This is a genomic window from Haloferax volcanii DS2 (genome assembly GCF_000025685.1).
In the GTDB taxonomy this organism is placed as follows: Archaea; Halobacteriota; Halobacteria; order Halobacteriales; family Haloferacaceae; genus Haloferax; species Haloferax volcanii.
In genome coordinates this window covers 2,477,617-2,502,311 of record NC_013967.1, presented here as the reverse complement: position 1 = coordinate 2,502,311, position 24,695 = coordinate 2,477,617, and the positions used below count along the sequence as shown (strand labels likewise).

Sequence of the window (24,695 nt, the reverse complement as noted above, 5' to 3'; positions counted from 1 at the left end):
CTATGAACGTTCCACTCTCGCCCCGCGCGTTCCGCCTCGTCGACGCCGGCTCGAAGCTCGTCGGCCTCGTGGCGATAGCCGCCGCGCTCAACGGGGCCGCGGCCCCGCACTCGCTCGCCGTCGGCCTCGCGGGCTTCGTCGTCGGCGTCGGGACCGCGTTTCTCTCGCCCCGCGAGGCCCCACCCGACGACGACCGCGGAGACGACGCCGCCCCGGCAGCCGACCCCCCCGACGACCTCCCCCGACGACCGCTCACGAGTCTCGCAAAGCGCCTGTGGCGCAGTCGGCTGGCTCGGCTGGGCGGCGCGCTCTGGCTCTCGGCGTTCGGCGTCGCGGCCGCCGGCGTCGCCCTCCGGGCCGCCGGCTCGTACCGCCTCGCGGCGACGCTGTTCGGGCTCTCCGGCCCTCTCGGACTGCTCGGCATCCTCGGCATCGTCGCCGGCGGTGGCTGGCTCGCGCTCGCCTCGCGTCGGGACTGACCGCGGGCGCGGTGGTGACTCGCGGGCGAATCAGGCGACTTATTTTCGACCTCGACAAGCGACAGAGACGCGACAGTGCCCTCCGATACATCCGACGCCGACGGTTCCGACGACCGGAGTCCCGACGCCGCGCCCGACGCCGACATCCCCGACGACGAGCGCGAGGCGCTGTTGACCATCGGGCACGGCGCGGTCGTCGCCTCCGGCGGGCAGTCGCTCCAGCGGGCGCTGACGACGGCGACCGAGTACGCCCTCGCGCAGGGCCTCGGCCCGGTCGCCTACGGCGTCTACGCGTTCGCGTGGCGCATCTCGCAACTCCTGTTTCGCCTCGTGAACTTCGGGTCGGTCGGGACGCTCCAGCGGTATCTCTCCGCGGACGACGACGACCCCGAGCGACGGGGGCGAGTGGTGGCACTGGCGTATCTCACGACTCTCGCGGTCGGGCTCGGACTCGCCGGCGGGTTGGTGCTCACGAGCGGGCGGCTCAACGGCGCGACGGTCTCGCACCCCGACTTCCCGCCGACGATACACCTGTTCGCGGCGCTGGTCGTCCTCGTCGGCGTGGTGCGGATTCACGCCGGCGTCCTCAGAGCCGTGCAGTCGGCCCGCGGCGAGGCGCTTTTCAATCGCGTCCTCCGCCCGGCGGTCAAGCTGGTCGGTGCCGTGGGTGCGATGGCGCTCGGGTACTCGCTGGTCGGCGTCGCCGCCGCGTTCGTCGTCGGCATGGCCGGACTCGCGGTACTCGGCTTTCCGATGGTCGTCTCGGCGAGCGGAATCCGACCGTCCGTCGGCGGCCTGCGCTCCGAGGCCCGGCGGTTCTACAACCACTCCGCGCCCATCGCGCTGAGCAGCCTCGGCAAGGTGTTCCAGAACCGCGTCGACGTGATGCTCGTCGGCTTCCTCCTGACCGCGACGGCGGCGGGCGTCTACAACGTCGTGCTCGTGTTGGTGACGCTGGCGTGGATTCCGCTCCTCTCGTTTAACATGCTCCTGCCGCCGGTCGCGTCGGGACTCTACGCAGACGACGAGATGGAGACGCTCAACGCGGTGTACACGGCGGTGACGCGGCTCATCGTCACCTGCGTCGTTCCGATTCTCGCCGTGCTCGCGGTGTACGGGCGGTCGATTCTCTCCGCGTTCGGGCCGAACTTCGCGGCGGGCTACGTCCCGCTCGTCATCTACCTCGGCGGCGTGTTAGTCGGCAGTGCCGTCGGCGCGACGGGGTGGCTGCTCATGATGACCGACCACCAGTACGCCCGGATGGCGCTCGACTGGCTTCTGGCCGTCCTCAACACGCTCCTCACGTTCGCGTTCGTCCGGGCGTTCGGCCTCGCCGGCGCGGCGCTGGGCACGGCCGTCGCCATCGCCGTCCAGAACTCGGGTCAGGTCGTCCTCCTGCGGCGCTTCGAGGGGCTGTGGCCCTTCGACGCGACGTTTCTCAAACCCCTCGGCGCGGGCGTCGCCGCGGCCGGCGTCATGTTCCTCGTCCGCGAGACGCTGGTCGGAGCCGGGACCGGCGGACTCGTCGTCGTCGCCGGCGCGGCGCTGGGCGTGGTGACGTACGTGGGCGCGCTCGTCGCCCTCGGCGTCAACGACCGCGACCGGCTCGTAGTGACGGCGTTGGCCGCCCGCTACCGCCGGGCGATACTCGTGGCTCTCGGTGGACGGTCCGGTACGTTCGGGGACCGATAGCGGTCGCTCGCGGAGGTTCTGATTCGTCACACTCGCGGGCCGGACTGGGGACCGCCGACAATCAGCGACGCCGCTCGCCGAGTGAAGGTGTCGCCCAGAACACTAACGGCCGGTCTCATCCCGAGGCGGCGTGCCGCGTCGACCGGGAAACCCTCGTGCCGGGCGGTCCGTCTTTCGGGCGCAGACGTTCCGAAGTACGCCGGCGTCAGCCGGCCAGTAGCTATTGCGCACCCGGGTTCGCCGTGCTGTCATCGCTCCCGAAGCGGGAACACTCGGCCGGGGACTTGAGGTACGCACCCGATCCTAGCGCGCCGGGGGTAAAACGAGTTCCGACCGGCGGGCGTCGTCGCCGGCGAAGAAGACGGCCCGAAGCCGGACGACCTGCCCGTCGACGCGGACGTAGTAGAGACGGTCTTCGGACCGGTCGACCGACGGGAGCGCGTCGAGGTCCGCGCGGAGGGCGTCGTAGTCGCTCAGACAGTCGGTGACGCTGGACTCGCGCGGGTGGCCCTCGGCGGCCGCCTCGACCACCTTCAGCACCCACGGGCTGTTTGCGACCCGCGGGTCGGCGGCGTCGACGACGGTCGCCTCCTCGGGTGCCGTTCCGACCAGTTCCGCCCGGAGGAAGATTTCGGCCGACGAACAGCCTCGAAGCGACGAACAGCCCGCGAGCGCGCCGGTCAGTCCGACGCCGACGGCGACGGCTCCGCGGCGGAGCAGCTGACGCCGAGAGGGTCGACCGGCCATCGACTAACAGAGCTTCGGAGAAACCGATAACTCTTCCGTCGGCTACAACGCGTACTCGTCTTCGCGCAGTTGGACGTACTTGCCCTTGCGGTACTTCACTTTCGTTCGCTGGTACTGCGTGGCGAGTTTGGCGGCGCTGAACCCGGCGCTGAGCTTCGCGGCCCCGAACGCCTTGTAGCCCTCGTCCTTTTCGAGGAGTTTCCGGGCCGCCTTGAACGTCTTGTCCCACTGGGCGGGGCCGTAGTCGTGGACGATTTCGGCCATGGCGACGTTGCGGAGAATCTCGTCGCCGATGGCCTCCTTCCAGCGCTCGTTGTAGTCGCTCAGGTCGCCCTCGGCGGCGAGCTCGCCGGCGATGGCCCCTGTCCGGACGGCGACGTGGTCGCCGCCCTCGTGGAAGGCGGAGGTCGCGCCCATCGCGCCGCCGGTGACGGCGATTCCGGCTTCCGCGGGCGAGTCGATGGGTCGCGTCGAGGAGATGGCGTACGTCTCGGTCCCCTTCGTCTTCCCGCGGTCCTCGACGAGCGGGAAGTCCTCGTCGATGTCGTACTCGTCGCCGTACTCCTGTTCGAGGAGGCGGCGGACGTACTCGCGGCCCTGCGGGATGCGCTCGTCGTCCTCGCGGAGGAGCGCGTACGCATCGCGGTCGTCGACCTCGTCGATATCGAGGCCGATTGGCATCGTGAGACCGACCCGGCAGACGTTGTCGTCGTTCGGGAACACCCACGGGTACGCCGTGTGGCCGGGCATGTAGCCCCACCAGAACTTGATTGCGCCGTCGACCTCGTCGAACAGTTCCGGCGGGAACTCGCGGTGCTCCTGATAGGCGATGTGGTTCGCCTCGGTGGACGACAGCCGGTCCGTGATGGGGAACGGAAGCAGGTCGTCGAGCACCTTGTTCGTGACCGTCCGCTGGGGGCCGTCGGCGAGGACGACGAACTCCGCGCCCACGTCCTCGCCGTTGGCGAGGCGGACGACGTGGCGGGCGTCGTCGACGGCGGCGTCGAGGTCGGTCTCCACGTCGCGCACGGAGGCTTTCACGCGGTACTCCGCGCCGGCGTCTTCGGCGCGACTGCGGAGCCAGTCGTCGAACTTCGCGCGGTGGAAGGTGTAGCCGAACTCGTCGTACGAGGAGTCGATACCGGTGCTTCGAAGCGTCAGCGACTCGTTCGGCCCGATGAACTCCGCGCGGTCGAGGATGTCGAGCACGATGGCGTCGGGGAACTCGTCGGGGTGGATGCCCATGATGTCCACCCAGTAGTCGAGGATACCGGCCGCGTCCGTCGAATCGGGCCCGAGGCCCGGTCGGTCTGCTCGGGGGACGCCCTTTTCGAGGACCACGGCGGAGGCCCCGGCCGAGGCCGCGGCGTGTGCCGCCGACGTGCCGGCCGGACCGCCGCCGATGATGGCGACATCTACGCGTTCCATACCGTTACAGCACTTTGCTCGGGTATTAAACCCCCTGAACCGACGCGGCGTCCGACGATTTCGAGACCGCGCGTCCGCGCGCTGCACCGACCGCGCTCCAGCAACGCCGCGTTCGCAACTCGACGCGCCGCCGCTCGGCCCTCTCGACGGGAACTCCCCGGTCGATTCCGTGACGTGGCTCACCGCTCTTTCAAAATACTACTACCGATAATCATAGGATTCGATGAATTTCATCGACGTATGGCGTTTTTGTCAACAGAATCCAGCTGAATACCGCGTCTGATAACCAGAGACGGAGGTTTATAGCGGAGACCGCGGTAGCTCCGAGTCAATGACCGCAGACGAGCCGGACGAACCGAGAGAGCCCGTCGTGTTTCGCGACGAGACGGGCGACCTCGTCTTCGTCGACGGCGGCCCCGCCCCACAGGGGTATGCGCCCGTTGCGTGGAAACTCGGTGAAGACGGTTCCCGGTTCGTCGTCGACCCGACAGTCGATGCCGTCGCGGTCACCCGTACGATTTCGAAACGTCGCCCGCGACGGCGGGAGCCCATCGAGTGAGCGTACACCCGGCCGAATCGGACAGATTCATCACCGACTTCGAGAATCATCGAGCATGTCCGACCCAGACATCGCGGTGCTTCGGCAGAAGATTCACGGCCTGTCTGCCGAGGCGTACGCCGAAACGCTCCGCGAGCGGCTCCCCGACCGCGAGGTCGCCCTCGCCACGACTCCCGCGGAGGAGCGAGACCTCCTCTCCCGCGCGCGAGTCGCGACCGGGTTCGACGTGAGCGAAGCCGACCTCGACGCCGCCGAGAACCTCGACCTGTTCGCCTGCGTGTTCGCCGGCACGGGCCACCTCCCCATCGAGGCGTTCGAGGCCCGCGACGTGGCCGTCACCAACGCCTCCGGCGTCCACGGCCCGAACATCGCCGAGCAGGTCCTCGGGAGCCTCCTCTACTTCGCCCGTCGCTTCCACGTCGCGGAGCGACAGAAAGACGCCGGCGTCTGGCAGTCGTACCCGACGGTCGAACTGCAAGGCTCGACGGTCGTCGTCGTCGGCCTCGGCGCGCTCGGCGAGGCCGTCGTGGACCGACTCGACCCGTTCGGCGTCGAGACTGTCGGCGTGCGCCACTCGCCGGAGAAGGGCGGCCCGACCGACGAGGTCGTCGGCTTCGACGACGAACAGGGCCTCCACGACGCCTTCGCGCGCGCCGACTACGTCGTCATCGCGTGCCCGCTGACCGACGCCACTCGCGGCCTCGTCGACGCCGACGCGTTCGCGTCGATGGCTCCCGACACCGTCCTCGTCAACGTCGGCCGCGGTCCGGTCGTCGATACCGACGCGCTCGTCTCCCAACTCCGGAGCAACGGCATCCGCGGGGCCGCGCTCGACGTGACCGACCCCGAACCGCTCCCCGCGGACCACCCGCTTTGGGAGTTCGAAAACGTCCTCATCACGCCCCACAACGCCGGCCACACCCCGAAGTACTGGGAGCGCATGGCCGACATCATCGCCGAGAACCTCGACAAACTGGACGCCGGCGACGACGACCTGCGGAACCGCGTGGCCTAAGCCGAGTCGGCTCGGCGACCCCGCGGGGGCGCGGAGTCGGTGACATCGCAGATGCGGAGTCGGTGACGCCGCGACCGGATTCCGCACCGAAACTGTCAACCCGATAGCTGCTGTCGACTGCGCCGTGCAGTTCTCCTCGTGGCGGTGGAACCGAATCATCGCGTTCCTCGGCGGCGCTGGACTCCTCTTTTGGGTTCCGTGGTCGGGGCTCTCGCCCGTCCTCCCGGAGTGGACGATAGACGTGCTTCGGTCCGTCCCGCTCGGCCTGTGCGTCTACGGGTTCACCGAACAGCCGCGAAACGTGATTGCGATGGTTCCGGCCGGAACCGCGCTCGGAGTCGGGATACTCGCCCTGTACCGGGCGTTCGGATTCGGCCTGTTCTGACGGCGGCGTCCACGTCGCGGGAGTCGCCGCGGCGACTCGCCGTTATTCGTCGCGCGTGAGCGCCGGGTTCGTCACCGCGCCGTTCGCGGCGGAGCCGAAGTCACGGGCGTACTTCGCCAGCACGCCGGAGGTGTACGCCGGCGGCTTGGGTTCCCAGTCTTCCTTCCGCGCTTCGAGTTCCTCGTCAGAGAGGTCCACGGAGAGTTCGCGGTTCGGGATGTCGACGGTCACCTCGTCGCCGTCTTCGAGGAGACCGATGGGGCCGCCCTCGGCCGCCTCGGGAGCGACGTGGCCGACCATCGGGCCGCGCGTCGCGCCGGAGAACCGACCGTCGGTGAGAAGCGCCACGTCGTCCTCGTGGCCCTGTCCGACCACGGCGGCGGTGACGCCGAGCATCTCGCGCATGCCGGGGCCGCCGCGCGGTCCCTCGTTTCGGATGGCGATGACGTCGCCTTCCTCGATGTGGCCCTCCTGCACGTAGCGCATCGCGTCCTCCTCGTTCTCGAAGACGCGGGCGGGGCCGGTGTGGTGGAAGGCGTCGTCGCCGGTCACCTTCAGCACCGCGCCGTCGGGCGCGAGGTTGCCGGTGAGAATCTTGATTGCGCCCTCGTCCTGATACGGCTCGTCGACCGTGTAGAGGAAGTCCGCTTCGAGGCCGTCGTCGTCCGGGAGGTCGAGGTGGTCGAGCTCCTCGGCGATGGTGCGGCCGGTGACGGTCATCGCGTCGCCGTGGAACAGGCCGGCCTCGACGAGACGGCGGATGACGACCGGGATGCCGCCGATTTCGTGGAGGTCGTTCATGACGCGCGTGCCGCCGGGCTGGAGGTTGGCGATCTTCGGCGTGCGCCGGGAAATCTCGTTGAACTCCTCGATATCGAGGTCGACGCCGGCCTCGGCGGCCAGCGCGAGCAGGTGGAGCACGGCGTTGGTCGACCCGCCGGTGGCGACCTGGAGCGTGATGGCGTTCTCGAAGGACTTCTTCGTGAGGATGTCGGAGGGGCGGCGGTCGTTCTCCACGCAGTCGAGGACGACCTCGCCGGCGCGGCGGGCGTTCTCGTAGCGCTCGTCGGACTCGGCGGGCGCGGAGGCCGACCCGAGGGGGGCCATCCCGAGCGCCTCGGAGATGGAGGCCATCGTGTTAGCGGTGAACATCCCGCCGCAGGAGCCCGCGCCGGGGCAGGCGTGGCGTTCGAGGTCGTCGAGTTCGTCGGCGCTCATGTCGCCTTCGGCGTAGGTGCCGACGCCCTCGAAGACGTTCTGGACGGTCACCTCGCGGCCCTCGTGCTGGCCGGGCATGATGGAGCCACCGTAGAGGAAGACGGAGGGAAGGTCCGTTCGGATGGCGGCCATCATCATGCCGGGGAGGTTCTTGTCGCAGCCGGCGACGGTGACGAGCGCGTCCATGCGCTCGCCGAAGGAGACGAGTTCGACGGAGTCGGCGATGACCTCGCGGGAGATGAGCGAGGCCTTCATGCCTTCTGTCCCCATGGAGATGGCGTCGGAGATGGTGACGGTCCCGAACTCGATGGGCATCCCGCCCGCGGCGTCGATGCCCTCGATGGCGGCGTCGGCAACGTCGTCGAGGTGGACGTTACACGGGGTGATGTCGGCGGCGGGGTTCGGCACGCCGACCATCGGCGACGAGAAGTCCTCGTCGTCGAAGCCCATGGCGCGGAACATCGCACGGTGCGGGGCCTTGTCTGGACCCTCCGTGACCTCCGTGCTGCGGAGGTTCGGGTCCTTACCGCTGGAGAACACGTCGTCCGGGTCCTCCTCGCGTGGGGACTGCTGGCTCATACCTCTTCGGAGCGCGTGCGCGAACTTAAATGGCCGCGACTGGGCAGACGTTGCAGTCGGATTCGCCCGACGACCCCCGATTCTGTGGGCGTTTTCCTACTCCGCGTCGCGCCGCGCCAGTCCGGTGAGATGCGGCGCTTCGGGGACGATTATCTCCGCGGTCCCGAGGCGGGCGGCGTTCTCGCTCCCAGGCAGGCAGAACGTCGGCATCCCGTCGACGACGCCCGCGGTGGCTCGGGTGCCGACGACCTTGGTTCCGATGTCGTCGTACGAGAGCCGCCGGAACAGTTCACCGAAGCCGGGAAGCGTCTTCTCGAACAACTGCGTCGCCGCCTCGACGGTTCGGTCGTCGGGCGTGACGCCCGTTCCGCCGGTCGTGACCGTCACGTCGACGTCGCCGCGGTCGGCCATCCGTGCGACCGCGATCTGTATCTCGTCGTAGTCGTCGTCGACGACCCGACGGACCGACACCGAGTGGCCCGCCTCGTGGAGCAGTTCCGCTATCGCGTCGCCCGCGGGGTCGTCGTCAACGTCGCGGGTCGAGGAAATCGTCAGCACCGCCGCTTCGAGGTCGTCGACGTCGTGGTGGTGATGGCCGTGGTCGTCGTCGCCGTCCCCCTCGCCGTGGTGCTGGTCGCGGCCGTGGTCGTCGGCCCCGTAGTGCTGGTCGTGGTCGCTCACGGCCGCGGCTTCGTCGTCTGGCGATAAAATTCCCGCGTCGCCCGGCGGTCGTCTGTCTGCGGCCGCCGGTTCACGGACACCCCGCTTCGGAGGGCGCGGCTCACCCGTTGTCTGTGACTTCGTCGAGCGAGTCGAGCGTCCGGCGGTCCGCGTTCTCGCGGAGCGCTTCGAACTGCGCTGTGGCCCACTGGACGGCGGCTTCGGTGTCGTTGCGGGCGACTCCGCCGACGCCCGTGTCGGTGTAGACGACGAGTCCCGCCTCCGCTTCGGTCACCCAGAGGCCGAACCGGAACGGGACTTCCCCGCGGTAGAGCGTCACCGAGTCGTGTCGGAGCTGGTTGGCGATGACCGCGTGCGAGTCCGGGGCGGCGGCGAGTCGGTCGAACAGCTCGTCGGCGATAACCATCTCGACGACCGTCCCGCCCTCGGTGGCGGTCTCGTAGAACGGGCGAAGTTGGCCGACGAGCGCGACCGGGGCGACGCCGTAGACTCGCTCCGCGTCCTCGACGCTCGAAAACAGCTCCTGAATCGCGCTGTCCGGGATGTCCGGCGTCGACGTGTGGACCGTCGCGCCCGTCAGGAACGCGGGGTCGAGCGGCGCGTCGGCCGGCAGCATCGACAGGAGGTCCCGCGCCGAGCGGACGCCGCGGAGCGAGTCGAGACACTCGTCGTACGCGCCGAGCGCGCACCGGCCGACGCAAGTCAGCCGATACCGACCCTCGGCGCGCTCGGCGAGGCCGGCGTCGAGCAGTTCGCGGACGACGCGGTCGACCGTCGACCGCGAGGTGTCGAGGTCGTCCGCGAGGCCGCGCTTGTCTCGCGGTCGCTCCGCGAGCGCCCGGATGAACGACGACCGCCTCACGAGGAGGTGCGAAAGCTGTGCTGAAGTCTCGTCTCCGTTCACGTACCTGATACTCCTTCGAACGGCGCCGAACGCCTGCCGATGCCGCTGTTCGGCCCGCCGAACACCCGCTGGCGAGCGTGACTGTCGAACTCGACTGTGTTGGGAACCCTGTGCCGTATATATCTTCGCACCGATATGATTTGAATCCACGAGGATTCGTCGGTTGTCGAATAAGAGGAAAGACGATTGGCGTAAAACACACTTTAGTTCCTGCCCATCCTCGGTCGGGTCGAGATGAAAGCGGTCCAATTCACGGAACACGGCGACCGAGGCGTCCTCGAATACGGCGACTTCCCGGAGCCGGAGGTCGACCCCGACGAGGTCCTCGTCGACGTGAAGGCGGCGTCGCTCAACCACCTCGACATCTGGACGCGACGGGGGCTTCCGGGCGTCGAGTTGGAGATGCCGCACATCCCCGGCAGCGACATGGCCGGCGTCGTCACTGAGGTCGGCGAGCGCGTGACCCGGTTCGAGGCGGGCGACCGCGTCGCACTCATCGCGGGCGTCGCCGGCGGCGGCGACGAGTTCTCCCGGAAGGGCGACCCGACGCTCGCGCCGGACTTCCACATCATCGGTGAACACGTCCGCGGCGTCCACGCCGAGTTCGCGGCGATTCCCGAGGAGAACCTCGTGCCCGTCCCCGAGGGCGTGCCGTGGGAGGTCGCCGGCTCCGCGTCGCTCGTCTTCCAGACCGCATGGCGGATGCTCGTCGACCGCGGCGAACTCCGCCCCGGCGAGAAAGTGCTCGTCCTCGGCGCGTCCGGCGGCGTCGGCCACGCGGCCGTCCAAATCGCCGACTACGCGGGCGCTGAGGTGTACGCGACCGCCTCCACCGACGAGAAACTGGAGTACGCCGAGGAGTGCGGCGCGGACCACGTCATCAACTACGAGGAAGACGACTTCTCGAAGGAGATTCAGACGCTCACGGACGGCCGCGGTGTCGACATGGTCGTCGACCACATCGGCGAGGCCACCTACAAGCAGTCGCTCAAGAGCCTCGTCAAGGGCGGCCGCGTCGTCACCTGCGGAGCGACCACCGGCCCCGACCCGGGTGCGGGGCTCAACTACATCTTCTGGAACCAGCTTTCGGTCATCGGCTCGACGATGGCGACGCCCGGCGAGGCCGACGAGGTGCTCGACCTCGTCTGGGACGGCACCTTCGAACCCCGCATCCGCGAGACGCTCCCCATGAGCGAAATCGACCGCGCGCACGAACTCATCGAGGAGCGACAGGGCTTTGGCAAGGTGGTCGTAATCCCAGATAGTGAGCTCTGACACCACGGCTCGGGAGGACGCGACCGCCGAGTCCGACACCTACGTCCACCGACCCGACGGCGTCGCGGTCGGCGGTGACGGCTCGGAGCCGGAAGCGACCGGCTTCGGAAGTCGCGGCTGGGTGCTCGTCGGCGTCGTCGCGCTCTGTTTCCTCGTCATCCCCGGCGCGGTGTACCTCGTGCCGTCGCTGCCGGCGATGGCCGGCCTGCCGTACCTCGCGGCCATGCTGGCCCTGCCGATGCTCCCGGCGCTCGCGCTCGGCCTCGTCGCCGTCTGGTCGATGACCGCGGCGACCCGCGGCGACGAGTAAGACCCCCGTAACCGGCCCGTTTTCGCGACCGGCTCTCTCCCACGCGAGCCGCGTTCTCGTCTGCCGATGCCGACTGCCGTCCCCGAGTCTCGGCGGTGGAATTGCGTATCGATATAAATGGTTCCGACAAGGCTTATCACTGTTCGTGGTTGACATTCACACGCACAGATGTTCGAACGCTTCTCCAGCAGTTACTTCCTCGGTCGGTTGTACGTCGAACCGTACGACGGGGCCGAGGCGGCGATTCACCGAACGGAACACGAGCGACTCAACGAGTGCGTCTACACGGACGGCCGCGGCGTCGAGCGAGTCGATTACCCGCTCGTGATGAAACTCGACACGGCCCACTTCCCGGTCGTCGGCGACGACGGCGTTCCCTCGGGGACGCTCGCGCTCCCCCGAGACGCCGTGGACTCCGACGCGCTCCCGGACGACCGACCGGTGCTTCTCGCCGACGCCCCGCGAGCCGCCGAGTTGCTCCGATACGCCGGCTACGACCCCGACGACCTCGCACCCGGCGGCCCCGGCGGCTCCGACCCCGACCGACCCGACGACAGGCTGGCCTGAGTCGCTCCGCCGCCGTCGTCGCGCTGGCGGAACGCCCGCCGCGCGCCCCGTCCCCGCGTCCGAACGCTCAAGTGGTCGGCCCGCACGCGTCCGTGTATGCTGGACGAGTTGTTGGGTCGAGCCGAACTCAAAGCGCGCATCGCCGAGTTGGAAGACGAACGCGACGCGTTGGCCGGGCGTCTGGAGGGCGAGTCCGAGCGGCGAGCGGAGGCGGCCCGCGCGCGACAGGAAGCCGAGGCGGAGGTCAACCGCCTCGAAGACCGCATCACCGAACTCGAAGACCGCGTGGAGCGCCTCTCGGGCGACGACGACTCGCTGGACTTCCGCGGGACCGAGGACCTCCGCGGCGACCGCCTCCGCGAGGTGCTGTCGCGCCTCGACTCGCTTTCGACCGACGAGGAGGGCGCGCTCACCGCCGCCGTCTCCGACGACCGCTCGCTTCCCTCGGCCGCCGAGTCCGCGTTCGGCGGCCGCGCCCCGCTCGTCCGCCGGGCCGCGCCCTGCGTCGCGCTCACCGACGACGCCGGAGTAGTGAGCGTCGCGCTCTCGCCGCCCCGCCAGCCCGACGACTTCGACCGCTGGAGCGACGGCTTCGACCTCGACCCGGTGTGGTTCCACCCGACCGAGACCACCGCCGTCGCGCTCGTCCGCGGCGACCTGTTCGCCCTCGGCCGCTACGAGGACGGCGACCTCGAATTCGTCGAGGGCTTCGAGAGCGACGTGAAGTCCGCCCACTCGAAAGGCGGGTTCTCGCAGGGGCGGTTCGAGCGCATCCGCGAGGGCCAAATCGACGACCACATCGACCGCTGTCACGAGGCGCTCGACGAGTTCCTCGGCGGCGGGTCCGGCGCGGGCGAGAGAGCCGGCGACGACGCCGACCTCGTCGTGCTCGGCGAGCGAACCGTCCTCGGTGAGTTCCGCGACCGAGCCGCGCTGACCGCGACCGTCGACGCCAGCGGCGACCCCGAGACGGCGCTCACGGAGGCGTCCAGAGAGTTCTGGACCACGCGGCTCTACCGGCTCTGAGCCGGCGGCGACGCCGCGGATGTTCTCCAGAGAATACCCGAATACCCGCAGACGACTCGGCGGCGCGACCCGGCAGCCGCCGCCGAATCGCCTCCCCTTTTAGGGTGGCACGTAGTGACACCCTGTATGAACGACCCACAGCGAGTCGTCGTCCTCGCACACGAGAAGTTCCCCGACCGCGCGAAGACCGCCACGGGCGTCCTGAAGTACGCCGACTACGACGTGGTTGCCGTCCTCGACCGCGACAACCCCGGCACCACCGCCGCCGACCACCGCCGCGACCTCCCGGACGTGCCCGTCGTCGCCTCGATGGCCGACGCGCCCGACGCCGACGCCCTCCTCGTCGGCATCTCGCCCATCGGCGGCGCGTTCGACGAGACGTGGCGCGACGACGTTCGCACCGCCCTCGAACGCGGCTGTGACCTCATCTCCGGCCTCCACTACTTCCTCGCCGAAGACGAGGAGTTCGCCCGCCTCGCCGACGGACACGGCTGCGACATCAACGACGTTCGTAAGCCCCACGACGACCTCGGCGTCGCGCAGGGGAAATCCGCCGACGTGGACGCCGAAGTCGTCCTCACAGTCGGCACCGACTGTTCGGTCGGCAAGATGACCGCGACGCTCGAACTCGTCGAGGCCGCCCGCGAGCGGGGTATCGACGCGGGCTTCATCCCGACCGGCCAGACCGGCATCATGATTGCGGGCTGGGGCAACCCCGTCGACCGCGTCGTCAGCGACTTCACCGCCGGCGCGGTCGAGGAGATGATTCTGGAGAAAGGCGACGAACACGACGTGCTGTTCGTCGAGGGCCAAGGGAGCATCGTCCACCCCGCGTACTCCGCGGTCACCTGCGGTATCCTCCACGGCGCGATGGCCGACAAGCTCGTGCTCTGTCACGAGGCCACCCGCGAGGCGATTCACGGCTACGAGGAGTTCGCGCTCCCCGACCTCTCGGAGTACGTCTCGCTGTACGAGAACCTCGCGGACCCCGTCCACGAGGTCGACGTGGTCGCCGGGATGCTCAACACCTCCCACGTCGACGACGACGTGGAGGCGGCCGAGGCCGTCGACGCCTTCGCGGACGAACTCGGCGTCCCCGCGGTCGACCCCGTCCGCTTCGGCTCGGCCGACCTCATCGACGGGGTGTTCTAGATGCTCGCGACCGAGTTTGAGCTCGTCTCGATGTCGCTCGCGGAGCCGTTCGGCATCGCCCGCGGCGTCCAGACCGAGGCCGAGAACGTCGTCGTCCGCATCGAGGACGAAGGCGGCATGACGGGCGTCGGCGCGGCCGCCCCGTCGTCGCACTACGGCGAGACCGCCGACACCGTCGAGGCCGTGCTTCCCGACCTGCTCTCGGTGGTCGAGGCGGTCGGGGACGCCCACGCCATCGACCGCATCGAGCGCGAGATGGCCGAGACGGTCCGCCGCAACCCGGCCGCGCGGACCGCCGTGAGCATCGCGCTGCACGACCTCGCGGCCAAGCGCCTCGGCGTCCCGCTGTATCGCCTCTGGGGGCTCGACCCCTCGCGGACGCCCACCTCGTCGTACACCGTCGGTCTCGACGACCTCGACACGATGCGCGAGAAGACCGCGGAGGCCTACGAGGCCGGCTACGGCGTGCTCAAGGTCAAACTCGGCACCGACCGCGACAGAGCTATCATCGAGGCCGTCCGCGACGAGGCTCCCGGCGTGACCATCCGCGTCGACGCCAACGAGGCGTGGACGCCCCGCGAGGCCGTCGAGATGACCGAGTTCCTCGCAGACCACGGCGTCGAGTTCGTCGAACAGCCGGTCCCCGCCGAGGACCACGAGGGCCTGAAGTTCGTCTACGACCGCGGCGCGCTCCCCATCGCGGCCGACGAGTCCTGCATCACCGCCGCCGACATCCCGCGCATCGCCGACCGCGTCGATATCGCGAACCTCAAGCTGATGAAGTGCGGCGGCCTCACGGAGGCGAAACGCGCCATCCACGCCGCCCGCGCCCACGGGCTGGAGGTCATGCTCGGCTGCATGATAGAGTCGAACGCCGCCATCGCGGCGGGCTGTCACCTCGCGCCGCTGCTCGACTACGCCGACCTCGACGGCTCGCTCCTCCTCGCGGACGACCCCTACGAGGGCGTCCCGATGCCGAACGGCGAAATCGACCTCGACGCGCTCGACCGACCGGGAACCGGCGCGCAGCGTCGGTAAGGCGGGCGCGGTGACGCAGATGCGGTAACGCGGCGACACCCACCGACGCCGATTCGGGACTCGGTCCCCGTCAGGACTCCCAGTCGAGGTCGTCTTCGCGGGTCTCCGACCGGAGCACGAACGGCCCGATGGAGAGCGTCCGTTTTGCGACCGTCGAGATGCGGAGGACCGCGGACGCGAGCACCGCGAAGGGCGCGATCGAGACGGCCACCACGAACGCCACGGTGAGAAGCAGGTTCGACACGCCGAGCGTCGCGCCCGTAATCGTCGTCGGGTCGTCGAGAAAGAGAATCGCGCCGATGCTCGCCACGAGCGCGGGGACCGCCGCGTAGAACATCGTCCGCGAGAGGTCGACCAGTTCCCACCGGAAGTAGAGCGTCTTGACGTGCTCGCGGGCGGGGCCGAACAGTTCGAGCGCGTCGCGGAGCTCCGACAGCGCGGTCTTCGTCTCCGCCGAGAGGTCGGCGTCGTGGACGCGGCGGAGCCGCGCCGCCTGATAGATTTTCCACGAGTAGTTGAGGTCCAGCGCCGCCGACAGCACCGCGAACGTCCCGAACTGCCGGCCCTCCAGCCGCCCGGCGACCGCCTCGGCGTTCGACTCGACCTCCCTTGCGAACTCGCGGACGCGGGTCGTCGGGTCGCTATCGGCGTCGCTCGCGGTCGCGTCGTCGCTCTCGCCGGCGTCCCCGTTCCCACCCGCATCGAGCGTGTCTTCGACCGCCCGCGCCCGCGACGCGATGCCCTCGGCCAGCGCGCGCAGGAACGCCGACGGCTCCGGCGGCGCGACCGGCGCGTCCAGCAGGTCGGCCACGTCCTCGCGGAAGCGCATCGACCCCTCCATCCGGTCGCGCTGGTCGCCCAGCGGCCCGAGTTCCCGCGAGAGCACGAGCTGATTGATGGTGACGACGAGCGTGACGCCCGTGATAATCGCGGTGAGAAGCCCCTGCGCGAGCGTCTCGATTGGGTCCGAGGACTCGACGGCGACCCGGAGCGGGGTCGAGTCCAGTTGGCCGAGGACGACGACGCTACCAAAGACGACGACGAGCGGGGCCGCGGCGACGACGCGGCGGTCCGCGTCGAGGAGGGCGCGGAGCTTCGCGCGGCTCGTCGTCCCGCGCTCTCGCATCGTGTCGTCGGGCTCGCCGGCCGACGGCCCGCCGGTGTTCGACATGACCGAAGCTATCGCGGGGTGGGGTCAAGTGCGTACTGGCGGGCGAGTCGCGGGAGCGGGTGGGCCGCGGGGGACTGCACGGCGTCGGTTCGGGCGGGCGCGCTCAGGAGGACGAGGAGTCGTCTTCGTTCTTCAGCTCTTCGAGTTCGGCTTCGACCTTCTCGTCGGCCACGTCGGTTTCGACATCCACGTCGGCGTCGCTCGCGCTCGCGCTCTTGCTCGACGACGACCCGGAGGATTTGCCCATCTCGGCCTTGAGCGTCCCCAGTTCGGTGTCGACTTCGGCGCTGGTGCGGCCGGCTTCGAGTTCGCGCTCGATGGAGTCCTTGTCCGACAGCGCGTCGTCGAACGCGCCGGAGTCCATGAGTTCGTCCATCGCGGCCGAGCGGGCCTCCATCTCGTCGGTCTGCTCCTCGGCGCGTTCGAGCGCGCGCCCCACGTCGGCCATCTCGTCGCCGACGCCGGTCATCGCCTCGGAGACGCGGCTCGACGCCTCGGCGGCCTCGTAGCGGGCCTTCATCGTCTCCTTTTTGGTGCGGAACTCCTCGATGCGGCTCTGGAGCTCGTCCTTCTTGTTGACGAGTTGGTCCTGCGTCTCCTGCAAACTGGCGATTTGCGTCTCCAGCTCCTCGATTTGGCTCATCTTGGCCTGCTTCTTTTCGAGCGCCTTGCGGGCGAGGTCCTCGCGGTCCTGCTGGACGGCCTCGCGGGCCTGGTCGTTGTGCTTTTCGACGTTCTCTTCGAGGCGACGCTTCTGTATCTCCAGTCGCTTCTTCTGGGTGGTCAGGTCGGCGATACCCTGTTTGACCTGTTGTAGCTCGTCGCGCATCTTCTCGTAGGAGTAGTCGAGCGTCTCCGTCGGGTCCTCCGCACGGTTGAGGAGGGAGTTTACCTTCGACCGGATGACGTACGACGTGCGAGAGAGAATTCCCATACTCCATTACTACGCGACGTTCGGCTTAAAACCTCACCAGCGCAACCTGTCCCTATGACCGAGACGATTCTCGTGCCCGGCGGCCGCGACGTGCGAGCGACCCTCGACCCCGCCCGCGGCGACGGTATCGACGACGCGGACGAGACTGACGACACCGACGACGCGGCGGCCGGACGCGACGCGGTCGTCATCGCCTGCCCGCCCCATCCGCAACAGCAGGGTCACCGCGGCGACGCCCGCCTCGTCGCCGTCAGCGACGCGCTCACCGCCCGCGGCGTGGACTGCCTCCGGTTCGACTACGGCGCGTGGGACGAGGGCTACGGCGAGCGCGCCGACGCCCTTCGGGCGGTCGAGTGGGCCGCGGAGCGCTACGACCGCGTGGGCCTGTTCGGCTTCTCGTTCGGCGGCGCGATGGCGCTCCTCGCGGCCGCCGAGGGTGCTGACGTGGGAGCCGTCTCCGCGCTCGGCCCCGCCGGGCGACTCGCCGACGACCTCGACGCGGTCGCCGCCTTCGACCGCATCCCCGTCCCCGTGCAGGTCGTCTACGGCACCCGCGACGACATCGCTGACTGGAAGCCCGTCGTCGAGCGCGCCCGGGAGTACCACCAGCCGGTCGTCGAGTTCGCGGCCGACCACTTCTTCGTCGGGCAGGAGGACAAGGTCGCGGCCGCCGTCGCTGACTTCCTCGTATCGAACCTCGGCGTCGAGTGAGAACCGAAGCGAGCGACCGGGTCGCCGCCGCCGTCAGCGACCTGCGACGAACCGCCCGACGAAAATTCGACCGAACGACATTTTTGGTTCGACTCCGAAGCCGGGATTATGGTCCCTCGCAAGCGACTCGCCGCCGTCGTCGCCCTTCTCCTCGTCGGCGTCGCGCTGAGTCAGTCGTTCGCCGTCGCGACCTCGACCTCGTCGCTCGAATCGACGTACGAAGCCGAGGAAGTGACCGCCGACTCGCCGCCCGGCCGCGTCGCCTCCTACGACCCCGACGTGGTCAACCTCGATGAGGCGGCGAACGAGACGCCGCAGCTCCGCGAGCCGGTCGCCACCGCCGCCCGCACCGGCCGGTACGACGGCGACATCGAACCCGAGGCGTACATGACTCTCTCGGACGTGAACGAAGACGCCGCGTTCGCGGTCTACGACGGCCGGTACTATCGGTTCTCGCTGAACGTCTCGGGCGACCCGGTTCGCGCGACCATCGAACTCGACCCGACCGACTGGGAGACCGTCGCCGCCGGGGCGTCGTCGCCCGCCGCGAACGCCAGCGCCGACGTGCGCGAGGCCATCGACGGCGGCACCGTCACCAACAGCACCTTCGTCGTGCCGGGGCTCTACGAGCGCGGCGACGCGCACTATCTCGTCTATCCCGCGAATGAAGGCGAGATTCTCGGGAACTTCCTCGCCCTCATCGGCGGCTTCCTGTTCAACCCCATCGGCTGGGCGTACACCGTCGCGGGCCTCGGCCTCCTCGGCGCGTTCCGGCTTCGACGCCGCGCCCGCCCGCTGGACCGCCGAACCGCCGTCCTGGTCGTCCCCGGCACGCTCGTCGCCATGTGGCTGGGGACGACGCTCACCAACACGGGGTCGCTCGGCATGCGCTACGTCCTCATCCCCGGCATCGGCGTCGTGACCGCCTTCGGCCTGTTCGCCGGCTTCTGCATCCGTCGCGGGTCGTGGAAGTCGCTCGTCGGCTGGAGCGTCGCGCTCGCCGCCGTCGTCGTCGCGGCCGACGCCGTCGCAATCGGCATCGTCGGGACGATTTTCGGCACGCTCGGACTCGTCGTCGGCTGGTTCGGGAGCCTGTTGCTCGTCCCCTACGGCTACGCGCTCGCGAGCGATTCGGAAGACGAGCGTGAGGAGGGGCCGGGTGCGGTGACGGCCGAGGAGTTGGGTGAGAGGTGATTCGGCTCTTTGAGAGTTAGGAGCGTTAATAAGTCTCTTTACGAGTAGCTTGTCTGTAATATTGTCGTCCGAAGGTTATCTATTTCTTCACGAACTTTCCTCAAATCTTCTAAATCCTCGTCTATTCTATTATAGTGAAAGATACGTTCAAAAACAGCGGTTCCTATCTCTTCGGTCGATTTATCCTGAGATGTTTGTATGGAAAACTCATCATTGTGGATAATCTGTTCAGAGTGTCGTTGAATGACCAATTCCAGTTGTGACTTCAAGTCTGGAATTAGTGAATCGTTGAATTCGTTAACTGTTGCGCCAAACTCATCTTCAATATCCGACAGTTCTGCGAGGATTCCAGATGCATCTCGAAATGGGTCATCAATCATAAAAGACCGATCAGCAACGTACAACTCATCTCGATCTCCAATTTTCACTTCTACGAGATACGGCTCATTCTCTCGAATTTTATTTGACAACTGTTCTGGATCTGATACTTCATTTGAATCACTTATATGTCCGGTTACTATTTTTGTGAATATAGAAATCTTATCTTTTCCAAGCTCATGTTTACAAGCAAATATCTCTCTTGGAATCTCAATAAGGCGCAACTCGATATCCTCATGTGTACGAGGATTGGTCAGTTCTCTCTCGATGTTTTCTAGGCTATCCTGCACTTTTTCATCTTATTCGCTAACTTTCTCAGTTTATCTTTCTGTCGTTGCTGATATTTAGTATGTATCGAGATTATAACCGCAATTATTGAAAGCCCGACTCCAACGAACTCATGGAACGACATCTGTGTTGTGTCATCACGGTAGCAATTTAAATTGTATCCATATCTAGCAAGACTCACAAGCAGACAGAAAAGACGAGACATCCTCTAAATCAGAACCTACCGAGATCAGCAGTTCAAGTGCGTATCTAGTTGTACTCCCGCCACCGATACCCGCACTCCTGACATTTAAAGAATCGCGTCGGCGGTTCGTCGGCCGACCCGGTCTGCTTGATGGTGTACCACGCCTTCGTGTGGCCGCAGTCGTCGCAGTGAACGTCTTTCGCGGTCGGCTTGCCCTCGAACTCAGCGCCCTCTTCGGTCTCGATGAGTTCGTCGCCCGACTGCGCCTCGGTGGAGACGAACTCCGCCGCGAGTTCTTCGTCGCGCTCGGCGGTGCCCCCGCAGTCGTCGTTCGTGCAGGTCATCGCGCCGTTCTGGCTCACCATCATCGAACCGCACTCGTCGCAGAACTGCATACCCGCCGGTAGCGGACCGAGGGCAAAGAAGCTGTCACTCCGCGCCGTCGGGAGAATCAGAACTGGCCCGCCGCGCGACCGCCGTCAGTCGTCTTTCTCGACCATCGGGCAGTTCCGCACCCGGAAGTGGTCGCTGTCTTCGAGTCCGACGATAGTCGTCCCCTCGTGGTGGCACGCGAGTTCCGGCGGCGCGGCGAAGTGCTCGCAGCGCTGACAGAACTCGCTTTTCGGAACGACGTGGTCCGCGACGCCCTCGCCGTCGTCGACCGGGGTGGCCTCGGCTCCGACGCCGACGCCCTCCGCCTCCACGTCGTCGCCGCCCTCGACGAGCGACGTCCACACGTCGTCGCGGTCGAGTTCTCCGATTTCGACCGACTCGAAGAGTTCGTCCGTCTCGTCGCGCTGGTCGGTGACGCGCGAGCGAGCGCGGCGTTCGGCCACGCGTCCGGCGAGGTCCGAAAGCGGGGCCGAGTCGGCGTCGTCGCTTCGCCCGTCGCGGCTTCCGTCCGGGGCGCGGACGGCTTCGGCGCTGTCGTCTCCCGGGTCGGCGCGTCCGAATGAGTCGTCGCGGTCGCCGGAGACGGATGGCTCGCCCTCCGCCGCGTCGTCTGTTGAGTTGTCGTCGGTCATCGTCCTCGTGAGTCTTCAGTCGTCGCCGTGTTCGCTCCCCGCCGCGGCACCCTGCTGAGCCGACTCCTCCTCCCGGGAGGCGTATCGGTCGTCGTCGCCGTCGGTCGCGTCGTCGACCACGCCGGTGGGCGCCTCGTCGAGCAGGTCTTCGACCGCGTCGGTCGCGCGGGCCGAATCGGCCGACTCCAGCGCGGGGGGGCGACCGGTGTGGAGCGTCGCCGAGCCGAAGAAGCCGGGCGACGACGACAGGTCGCGGAAGGGGGTCCGACACGACGGACACCGGGGCTCGGAGAGCAGGTCCAGGTGGACGGTCTCGCCGCAGTCTTCGCACCGGGCTTTCTTCTCTCCGGTCGCGTTCGCAGTCCGGAGGAGCTCCGAGAGCGCCGTCCGTTCGCGCTCGGCGGCTTCGAGGTCCGCCGCCCTCGCGCGGAGGTCCAACAGCGTCCGCGCGACCGTCCGAAGGTTCTCGTCGACCGTCGCGGTCGTCTCGTCGAGATAGGTGAGAATCTCCTCGAAGTTCTCGAAGCCGGCGTCGACCCGCTCGTCGAGGTCGGCCATGCGGTTTCGGGTCGCGTGCACGTCGTCGGCCAGTCGGTCGAGTTCGGCGTCCAACTCCGGGTGCGCGTGGTCGCGCGGCGCTTTCTCGTCGGTCTCGCGTTTGACCTGCACGACGCGCGTCCGCACGTCGGATATTTTCTCGTCCAGTTCGCCTTCGAGCGCCTCGACGCGACCTTCGACCCCGTCGAGGCGTTCGGGGACCGTCGCGTCGCCGTCGAGCGATTCGCCCGCGTCGCTCACGGCGAGCCGGTAGGTCCCGAGGGCCCGCGCGAGCACCGTCTCCGGGTCGACGCCCTCCTCGTCGGCGCGCGCTTCGACCCACGTGCGGAGGTCGTCTGGGAGCGACGCCCGGTCTTCCCCTTGCATCTTCGTCCCCTCTTTGTCCCTGTGGACTTAAGAACTATCCCCGAATTCTCGACAGTTCATCGCGTCCCCGTCGCGGCGGGTCGCTCAGCGAATCTTCCGCACGTCGCTCACGTCGAGGCCGCTTTCGTTGATTTCGGTCTCGAACTGCACGATGTTCTCGCTCTCCAGTCGGGCGAGCACGCCGCGGAACTCTTGGACGACCATCGTCCGCGCGCGCTTCGACCCGCCGGACTCCCACTCGAACAGCAGCGTCCCGCCGGTCGCGCCCTTGAGGACGCCGAGTTCGGTCTTCGAGAGCGCTTCGGTGCTCACGAGCACGAGGATGAGCCCGCCCCACTGGTAGGAGGCCTTCTCCAGCCCCTTGATGACCATGGCGATGTCCGACCACGTCATCTCGTCGGACTGGCCCGCCACGAGGTCGGTCAGGGAGTCGATGACGACGAGGTTGCCGGCGGCGTGTTCGCTCAGAGTGCTCCCCAGCGCGCCCAACACGGATTCGCGGTTGTGTCGGTGGCCGAGGTCCTCTAACTTCGTCGGCTGGCCGAGATACCACTCGCGCGGAATCGGGCTGAGCTGGAAGTACTCCGGCGAGAGGTCGTGAAACTCGATGTGTTCGACCGCGGACTCGACGACCTCGTCGTCCATCGTGTAGCCCATCTCGCGGCGCAGGTACTCCTCGCCGGCGGTAAACGAGACGTAGTGAATCTCCGGCGGCGGCGTCGCGGTGTCCGCGAGCGAGCCGTAGTGGAGGTCGAACAGCTCTGCGTCGGTGTGCGAGAGGGCGTTCATCGTCGCGCTCGTGTAGAGGAACTCCCGAGCGCCCGCGCCGGACTCCCCCGCGAGGAGCACGACGTTCCCCGGGGGTGCGCCGCCGCCGATGATGCTGTCGAGGCGGGGGACGCCGAAGGGGATTTGAGACATACCGAACCCGACTCGGCCGCGTCGGTTAGGCGTTTCGGGGAGCGCGACCCGGATGCCGCCGCCCTGCCGCCTGTCGCGCCGCCCCGTCACTCGACGCTCGCGCCGCGGTTCCGCCCGCGGGCGACCGAGACGGTGCCCTCGATGTCGGCGTCGGACAGCGCGGCGCGGCCCGCCTCGACCGCCTCGTCGACGTGGTCGGCGTCGGTCACGCCGTAGACGGTCGGCCCCCACGACGACTGGCCCGCGCCGTAGACGACGGGCGACTCCGACAGCGACGAGACGAGCGCGCCGACCGGCGGCCGGTAGACGCCGCCTTGCTCGTCGGCGTACCACGTCCCGTTGAGCCGGCCGACGGACTCGACGGCCTCGCCGAAGCGCTCGGCGGACCCCTCGGCGAGCGCCGGGAGGAGCCGCCGGGTGACGATGCCGGCGATTCGGTCGCCGGTCTGGGCGTCCGCGCGCTCGACGACGGAGCGCATGCTCGACTCCTCGGCCGCGCCGTTGCGGCCGGGGTCGGCGTCGGGGACGACGAGCAGGAACCGCCAGCGGTCGGGCACCTCGTGTCGGGCGGCGACCGTCGGCACCGACCACGAGCCGTCTTCCGGTCTGTCGGTGGTGAAGCGCGCGGTCGGGTGGCCCGCGTCGAGGACGGCCCCGCCGGCTTCGAACGTGGCGACGCCGACTCCGGAGCGCCCGCCGCGACCCATCTCGGGGGCGAGTCGGCGTACGTCGGCCTCGCGGTCGGTGGCGGCCGCGACCGACCGCAACACCGCGAGCGCGAGCTGCGTCCCGCTGCCGAGGCCGGCGTGTCGCGGCAGGGTACGCTCGACCGATACGTCGACGCCCTCGACGCCGAGAAGTTCGACCGCCTGCTCGGCGTACTCGCGGGCGGCGGGATGCCGACACCGAACCTCGGACGCGGGCTCGGCGGCGACGACCACCCGCGGCTCGTCGAGCGCGACGCCCACGCCGCCGTAGAGGCGGTCGCGGGCGAGGCTCAGATTGAGGAAGCCGAAGTGGATGCGCGCGCCGGTCGAGACCCGGACCATGTCACCGGCTATCGGCGGGGACGCCAAAAGGGGGTTTCGACCATGGCAACGCGGGCCGGAGTCACCCGCCGCTGTCGGCCGGTTTCGACTCTCGCGGCGGGCGGCGACCGGTATCGACTCAGCCCACGCGACAGACGTCGCCGCCGGACGGTGGCTTGGGCTTGCGAGCGGGCGAGACGGCGTCCACCACGGGCAGAACGCTGAAGCCGGGCGACCCGCCGGTGGCGAACCCGATGGCGAACACCGAGATGGTCCGGCCGCCGGGGAGCGTCGTCCCGGGGAGGTCGAGCACGACCGCCCCGTTCGACGACAGGACGACCTGGAGGTCGTACGTCCCGGCGGGCACCGTCTCGTACTGCGAAACGTCACCGAACGCCAGTCCCGAGAACAGCGTCGGGCCGTCTTTGACGACGATGTCGACCTCGGGCGCGTCGGGCGAGAAGTGCACGACGCGGACGCTGGCCTTGCCGTACGGTGCCGGGCGGTTCGTGTCCGTGAGCACGACGGGCGTGATAGCGTCGAGCACGTCCGTCGCCGCGACGGTGTAATCGCGGTTGCGCCGGAACGTGACCCCGGCGTCGATGACCACCGTCGAGGCGTCGCCCGCGGGCGTCACCTCGACCTGATACGTCCCCGCGGGGACGGTGAAGTAGTCGGAGAGCGCGCCGAACGGGACGCCCTGCAAGCCGGGGAAGGGGTCGCCGTTTACGTACACGTCTACGGGGGGCGCGTCGGGCGAGAAGTGGCCGACTCGGAACCGCGCATCACCCGCGGCGACGCCACCGGAGCGTGCCGCCGCGGTCGTCCCGCCGCCTGCGAGCAGGAGGCCGGTCGCGCCGAGGCTCTTCAGCATCGTTCGTC

Annotated in this window: 27 protein-coding genes; 13 read left to right on the top strand and 14 right to left on the bottom strand. The window is 68.5% G+C overall.

Annotated elements, in window-relative coordinates:
• Positions 1-2: 2 nt before the first annotated feature.
• Both HVO_RS17510 and HVO_RS17505 read left to right on the top strand, forming a co-directional pair.
• The gene (locus tag HVO_RS17510; protein WP_004042781.1) at positions 3-479 is read left to right on the top strand and encodes a hypothetical protein; all 477 of its coding nucleotides are present in this window, start codon (positions 3-5) and stop codon (positions 477-479) included.
• 75 nt (positions 480-554) lie between these two features.
• On the top strand, positions 555-2,171 hold the full coding sequence (locus HVO_RS17505; protein ID WP_004042779.1) for an oligosaccharide flippase family protein: 1,617 nt from the start codon (positions 555-557) through the stop codon (positions 2,169-2,171).
• A 303-nt stretch (positions 2,172-2,474) separates the two neighbouring features.
• On the opposite strand, the gene HVO_RS17500 is transcribed toward HVO_RS17505, so the two are convergent.
• On the bottom strand, positions 2,475-2,918 hold the full coding sequence (locus tag HVO_RS17500) for a hypothetical protein (RefSeq protein ID WP_004042777.1): 444 nt from the start codon (positions 2,916-2,918) through the stop codon (positions 2,475-2,477).
• Between the two features lie 42 nt (positions 2,919-2,960).
• Entirely contained in the window at positions 2,961-4,346 is a 1,386-nt protein-coding gene (locus HVO_RS17495) for an NAD(P)/FAD-dependent oxidoreductase (RefSeq protein ID WP_004042775.1), read from the bottom strand.
• A gap of 331 nt (positions 4,347-4,677) precedes the next feature.
• Between HVO_RS17495 and HVO_RS17490 the strand changes: the two genes are divergently transcribed.
• The 3 genes from HVO_RS17490 (at position 4,678) to HVO_RS17480 (ending at position 6,305) form a co-directional block, all read left to right on the top strand.
• On the top strand, positions 4,678-4,905 hold the full coding sequence (locus tag HVO_RS17490; protein ID WP_004042773.1) for a hypothetical protein: 228 nt from the start codon (positions 4,678-4,680) through the stop codon (positions 4,903-4,905).
• 55 nt (positions 4,906-4,960) lie between these two features.
• Positions 4,961-5,920: a D-2-hydroxyacid dehydrogenase gene (locus HVO_RS17485; RefSeq protein ID WP_004042769.1), complete on the top strand. Its 960-nt coding sequence runs from the start codon at positions 4,961-4,963 to the stop codon at positions 5,918-5,920.
• A 124-nt stretch (positions 5,921-6,044) separates the two neighbouring features.
• Positions 6,045-6,305, top strand: a complete 261-nt coding sequence (locus HVO_RS17480) for a hypothetical protein (RefSeq protein ID WP_004042768.1) — start codon at positions 6,045-6,047, stop codon at positions 6,303-6,305.
• A gap of 42 nt (positions 6,306-6,347) precedes the next feature.
• Here HVO_RS17480 and ilvD read toward each other — a convergent pair whose 3' ends face one another.
• The 3 genes from ilvD to HVO_RS17465 form a co-directional block, all read right to left on the bottom strand.
• Positions 6,348-8,102, bottom strand: coding sequence for a dihydroxy-acid dehydratase (gene ilvD, locus HVO_RS17475; protein ID WP_004042767.1), 1,755 nt, complete (start codon positions 8,100-8,102; stop codon positions 6,348-6,350).
• A gap of 96 nt (positions 8,103-8,198) precedes the next feature.
• Positions 8,199-8,783, bottom strand: a complete 585-nt coding sequence (locus HVO_RS17470) for a MogA/MoaB family molybdenum cofactor biosynthesis protein (protein WP_004042766.1) — start codon at positions 8,781-8,783, stop codon at positions 8,199-8,201.
• Positions 8,784-8,883: 100 nt separating this feature from the next.
• The gene (locus tag HVO_RS17465; RefSeq protein WP_004042765.1) at positions 8,884-9,687 is read right to left on the bottom strand and encodes a helix-turn-helix transcriptional regulator; all 804 of its coding nucleotides are present in this window, start codon (positions 9,685-9,687) and stop codon (positions 8,884-8,886) included.
• A 234-nt stretch (positions 9,688-9,921) separates the two neighbouring features.
• On the opposite strand from HVO_RS17465, the gene HVO_RS17460 reads away from it, so the two are divergent.
• The 6 genes from HVO_RS17460 to HVO_RS17435 all read left to right on the top strand — a co-directional run bounded on the left by HVO_RS17460 (position 9,922) and on the right by HVO_RS17435 (position 15,055).
• On the top strand, positions 9,922-10,962 hold the full coding sequence (locus HVO_RS17460) for a zinc-binding dehydrogenase (protein ID WP_004042764.1): 1,041 nt from the start codon (positions 9,922-9,924) through the stop codon (positions 10,960-10,962).
• Positions 10,952-11,272: a hypothetical protein gene (locus HVO_RS17455; RefSeq protein WP_004042763.1), complete on the top strand. Its 321-nt coding sequence runs from the start codon at positions 10,952-10,954 to the stop codon at positions 11,270-11,272. Before HVO_RS17460 ends, HVO_RS17455 begins: the two co-directional genes overlap by 11 nt.
• Before the next feature lie 168 nt (positions 11,273-11,440).
• Positions 11,441-11,839 carry a DUF5802 family protein gene (locus tag HVO_RS17450; protein WP_004042762.1) on the top strand — a complete coding sequence of 133 codons (399 nt, stop codon included), beginning with the start codon at positions 11,441-11,443 and terminating at the stop codon, positions 11,837-11,839.
• Between the two features lie 96 nt (positions 11,840-11,935).
• On the top strand, positions 11,936-12,865 hold the full coding sequence (locus tag HVO_RS17445; RefSeq protein ID WP_004042761.1) for a Vms1/Ankzf1 family peptidyl-tRNA hydrolase: 930 nt from the start codon (positions 11,936-11,938) through the stop codon (positions 12,863-12,865).
• 126 nt (positions 12,866-12,991) lie between these two features.
• Complete coding sequence (locus HVO_RS17440) at positions 12,992-14,017, top strand: DUF1611 domain-containing protein (protein ID WP_004042760.1); 1,026 nt, start codon at positions 12,992-12,994, stop codon at positions 14,015-14,017.
• Positions 14,018-15,055: a dipeptide epimerase gene (locus HVO_RS17435; RefSeq protein ID WP_004042758.1), complete on the top strand. Its 1,038-nt coding sequence runs from the start codon at positions 14,018-14,020 to the stop codon at positions 15,053-15,055.
• A 70-nt stretch (positions 15,056-15,125) separates the two neighbouring features.
• Here HVO_RS17435 and HVO_RS17430 read toward each other — a convergent pair whose 3' ends face one another.
• Together HVO_RS17430 and HVO_RS17425 are read right to left on the bottom strand one after the other, a co-directional pair.
• Positions 15,126-16,226 (bottom strand): hypothetical protein, encoded by a 1,101-nt coding sequence (locus HVO_RS17430; protein ID WP_004042756.1) that lies wholly within the window; start codon positions 16,224-16,226, stop codon positions 15,126-15,128.
• 103 nt (positions 16,227-16,329) lie between these two features.
• Positions 16,330-17,160: a PspA/IM30 family protein gene (locus HVO_RS17425; RefSeq protein WP_004042753.1), complete on the bottom strand. Its 831-nt coding sequence runs from the start codon at positions 17,158-17,160 to the stop codon at positions 16,330-16,332.
• 54 nt (positions 17,161-17,214) lie between these two features.
• Here HVO_RS17425 and HVO_RS17420 point away from each other — a divergent pair, with 54 nt between their 5' ends.
• Together HVO_RS17420 and HVO_RS17415 are read left to right on the top strand one after the other, a co-directional pair.
• Positions 17,215-17,871: a dienelactone hydrolase family protein gene (locus tag HVO_RS17420; RefSeq protein WP_004042751.1), complete on the top strand. Its 657-nt coding sequence runs from the start codon at positions 17,215-17,217 to the stop codon at positions 17,869-17,871.
• A gap of 108 nt (positions 17,872-17,979) precedes the next feature.
• On the top strand, positions 17,980-19,065 hold the full coding sequence (locus HVO_RS17415; RefSeq protein WP_004042749.1) for a hypothetical protein: 1,086 nt from the start codon (positions 17,980-17,982) through the stop codon (positions 19,063-19,065).
• Positions 19,066-19,103: 38 nt separating this feature from the next.
• Here the strand turns inward: HVO_RS17415 and HVO_RS20640 are convergent, their stop codons facing one another.
• The 7 genes from HVO_RS20640 to HVO_RS17385 all read right to left on the bottom strand — a co-directional run bounded on the left by HVO_RS20640 (position 19,104) and on the right by HVO_RS17385 (position 24,687).
• On the bottom strand, positions 19,104-19,733 hold the full coding sequence (locus HVO_RS20640) for a hypothetical protein (protein WP_013035236.1): 630 nt from the start codon (positions 19,731-19,733) through the stop codon (positions 19,104-19,106).
• A 247-nt stretch (positions 19,734-19,980) separates the two neighbouring features.
• Positions 19,981-20,310, bottom strand: coding sequence for a transcription factor S (locus tag HVO_RS17410; RefSeq protein ID WP_004042747.1), 330 nt, complete (start codon positions 20,308-20,310; stop codon positions 19,981-19,983).
• An 84-nt stretch (positions 20,311-20,394) separates the two neighbouring features.
• Complete coding sequence (locus HVO_RS17405) at positions 20,395-20,940, bottom strand: hypothetical protein (RefSeq protein WP_004042745.1); 546 nt, start codon at positions 20,938-20,940, stop codon at positions 20,395-20,397.
• Between the two features lie 15 nt (positions 20,941-20,955).
• Positions 20,956-21,864 carry a hypothetical protein gene (locus HVO_RS17400; protein WP_004042743.1) on the bottom strand — a complete coding sequence of 303 codons (909 nt, stop codon included), beginning with the start codon at positions 21,862-21,864 and terminating at the stop codon, positions 20,956-20,958.
• Between the two features lie 84 nt (positions 21,865-21,948).
• On the bottom strand, positions 21,949-22,785 hold the full coding sequence (locus tag HVO_RS17395) for an RAD55 family ATPase (protein WP_004042741.1): 837 nt from the start codon (positions 22,783-22,785) through the stop codon (positions 21,949-21,951).
• Between the two features lie 86 nt (positions 22,786-22,871).
• Positions 22,872-23,834 carry a beta-ribofuranosylaminobenzene 5'-phosphate synthase family protein gene (locus tag HVO_RS17390; protein WP_004042739.1) on the bottom strand — a complete coding sequence of 321 codons (963 nt, stop codon included), beginning with the start codon at positions 23,832-23,834 and terminating at the stop codon, positions 22,872-22,874.
• Positions 23,835-23,952: 118 nt separating this feature from the next.
• Positions 23,953-24,687, bottom strand: a complete 735-nt coding sequence (locus HVO_RS17385) for a DUF4397 domain-containing protein (RefSeq protein ID WP_004042738.1) — start codon at positions 24,685-24,687, stop codon at positions 23,953-23,955.
• Positions 24,688-24,695 lie beyond the last annotated feature (8 nt).

Coding starts and splice junctions, on each gene's coding strand:
- HVO_RS17435 (WP_004042758.1), top strand. CDS start 14,018: ATGCTCGCGACCGAGTTTGAGCTCGTCTCGATGTCGCTCGCGGAGCCG.
- ilvD (WP_004042767.1), bottom strand. CDS start 8,102: ATGAGCCAGCAGTCCCCACGCGAGGAGGACCCGGACGACGTGTTCTCC.
- HVO_RS17420 (WP_004042751.1), top strand. CDS start 17,215: ATGACCGAGACGATTCTCGTGCCCGGCGGCCGCGACGTGCGAGCGACC.
- HVO_RS17460 (WP_004042764.1), top strand. CDS start 9,922: ATGAAAGCGGTCCAATTCACGGAACACGGCGACCGAGGCGTCCTCGAA.
- HVO_RS17405 (WP_004042745.1), bottom strand. CDS start 20,940: ATGACCGACGACAACTCAACAGACGACGCGGCGGAGGGCGAGCCATCC.
- HVO_RS17490 (WP_004042773.1), top strand. CDS start 4,678: ATGACCGCAGACGAGCCGGACGAACCGAGAGAGCCCGTCGTGTTTCGC.
- HVO_RS17500 (WP_004042777.1), bottom strand. CDS start 2,918: ATGGCCGGTCGACCCTCTCGGCGTCAGCTGCTCCGCCGCGGAGCCGTC.
- HVO_RS17385 (WP_004042738.1), bottom strand. CDS start 24,687: ATGCTGAAGAGCCTCGGCGCGACCGGCCTCCTGCTCGCAGGCGGCGGG.
- HVO_RS17415 (WP_004042749.1), top strand. CDS start 17,980: ATGGTCCCTCGCAAGCGACTCGCCGCCGTCGTCGCCCTTCTCCTCGTC.
- HVO_RS17510 (WP_004042781.1), top strand. CDS start 3: ATGAACGTTCCACTCTCGCCCCGCGCGTTCCGCCTCGTCGACGCCGGC.
- HVO_RS17445 (WP_004042761.1), top strand. CDS start 11,936: ATGCTGGACGAGTTGTTGGGTCGAGCCGAACTCAAAGCGCGCATCGCC.
- HVO_RS17400 (WP_004042743.1), bottom strand. CDS start 21,864: ATGCAAGGGGAAGACCGGGCGTCGCTCCCAGACGACCTCCGCACGTGG.
- HVO_RS17395 (WP_004042741.1), bottom strand. CDS start 22,785: ATGTCTCAAATCCCCTTCGGCGTCCCCCGCCTCGACAGCATCATCGGC.
- HVO_RS17410 (WP_004042747.1), bottom strand. CDS start 20,310: ATGCAGTTCTGCGACGAGTGCGGTTCGATGATGGTGAGCCAGAACGGC.
- HVO_RS17440 (WP_004042760.1), top strand. CDS start 12,992: ATGAACGACCCACAGCGAGTCGTCGTCCTCGCACACGAGAAGTTCCCC.
- HVO_RS17485 (WP_004042769.1), top strand. CDS start 4,961: ATGTCCGACCCAGACATCGCGGTGCTTCGGCAGAAGATTCACGGCCTG.
- HVO_RS17450 (WP_004042762.1), top strand. CDS start 11,441: ATGTTCGAACGCTTCTCCAGCAGTTACTTCCTCGGTCGGTTGTACGTC.
- HVO_RS17425 (WP_004042753.1), bottom strand. CDS start 17,160: ATGGGAATTCTCTCTCGCACGTCGTACGTCATCCGGTCGAAGGTAAAC.
- HVO_RS17430 (WP_004042756.1), bottom strand. CDS start 16,226: ATGTCGAACACCGGCGGGCCGTCGGCCGGCGAGCCCGACGACACGATG.
- HVO_RS17390 (WP_004042739.1), bottom strand. CDS start 23,834: ATGGTCCGGGTCTCGACCGGCGCGCGCATCCACTTCGGCTTCCTCAAT.
- HVO_RS17495 (WP_004042775.1), bottom strand. CDS start 4,346: ATGGAACGCGTAGATGTCGCCATCATCGGCGGCGGTCCGGCCGGCACG.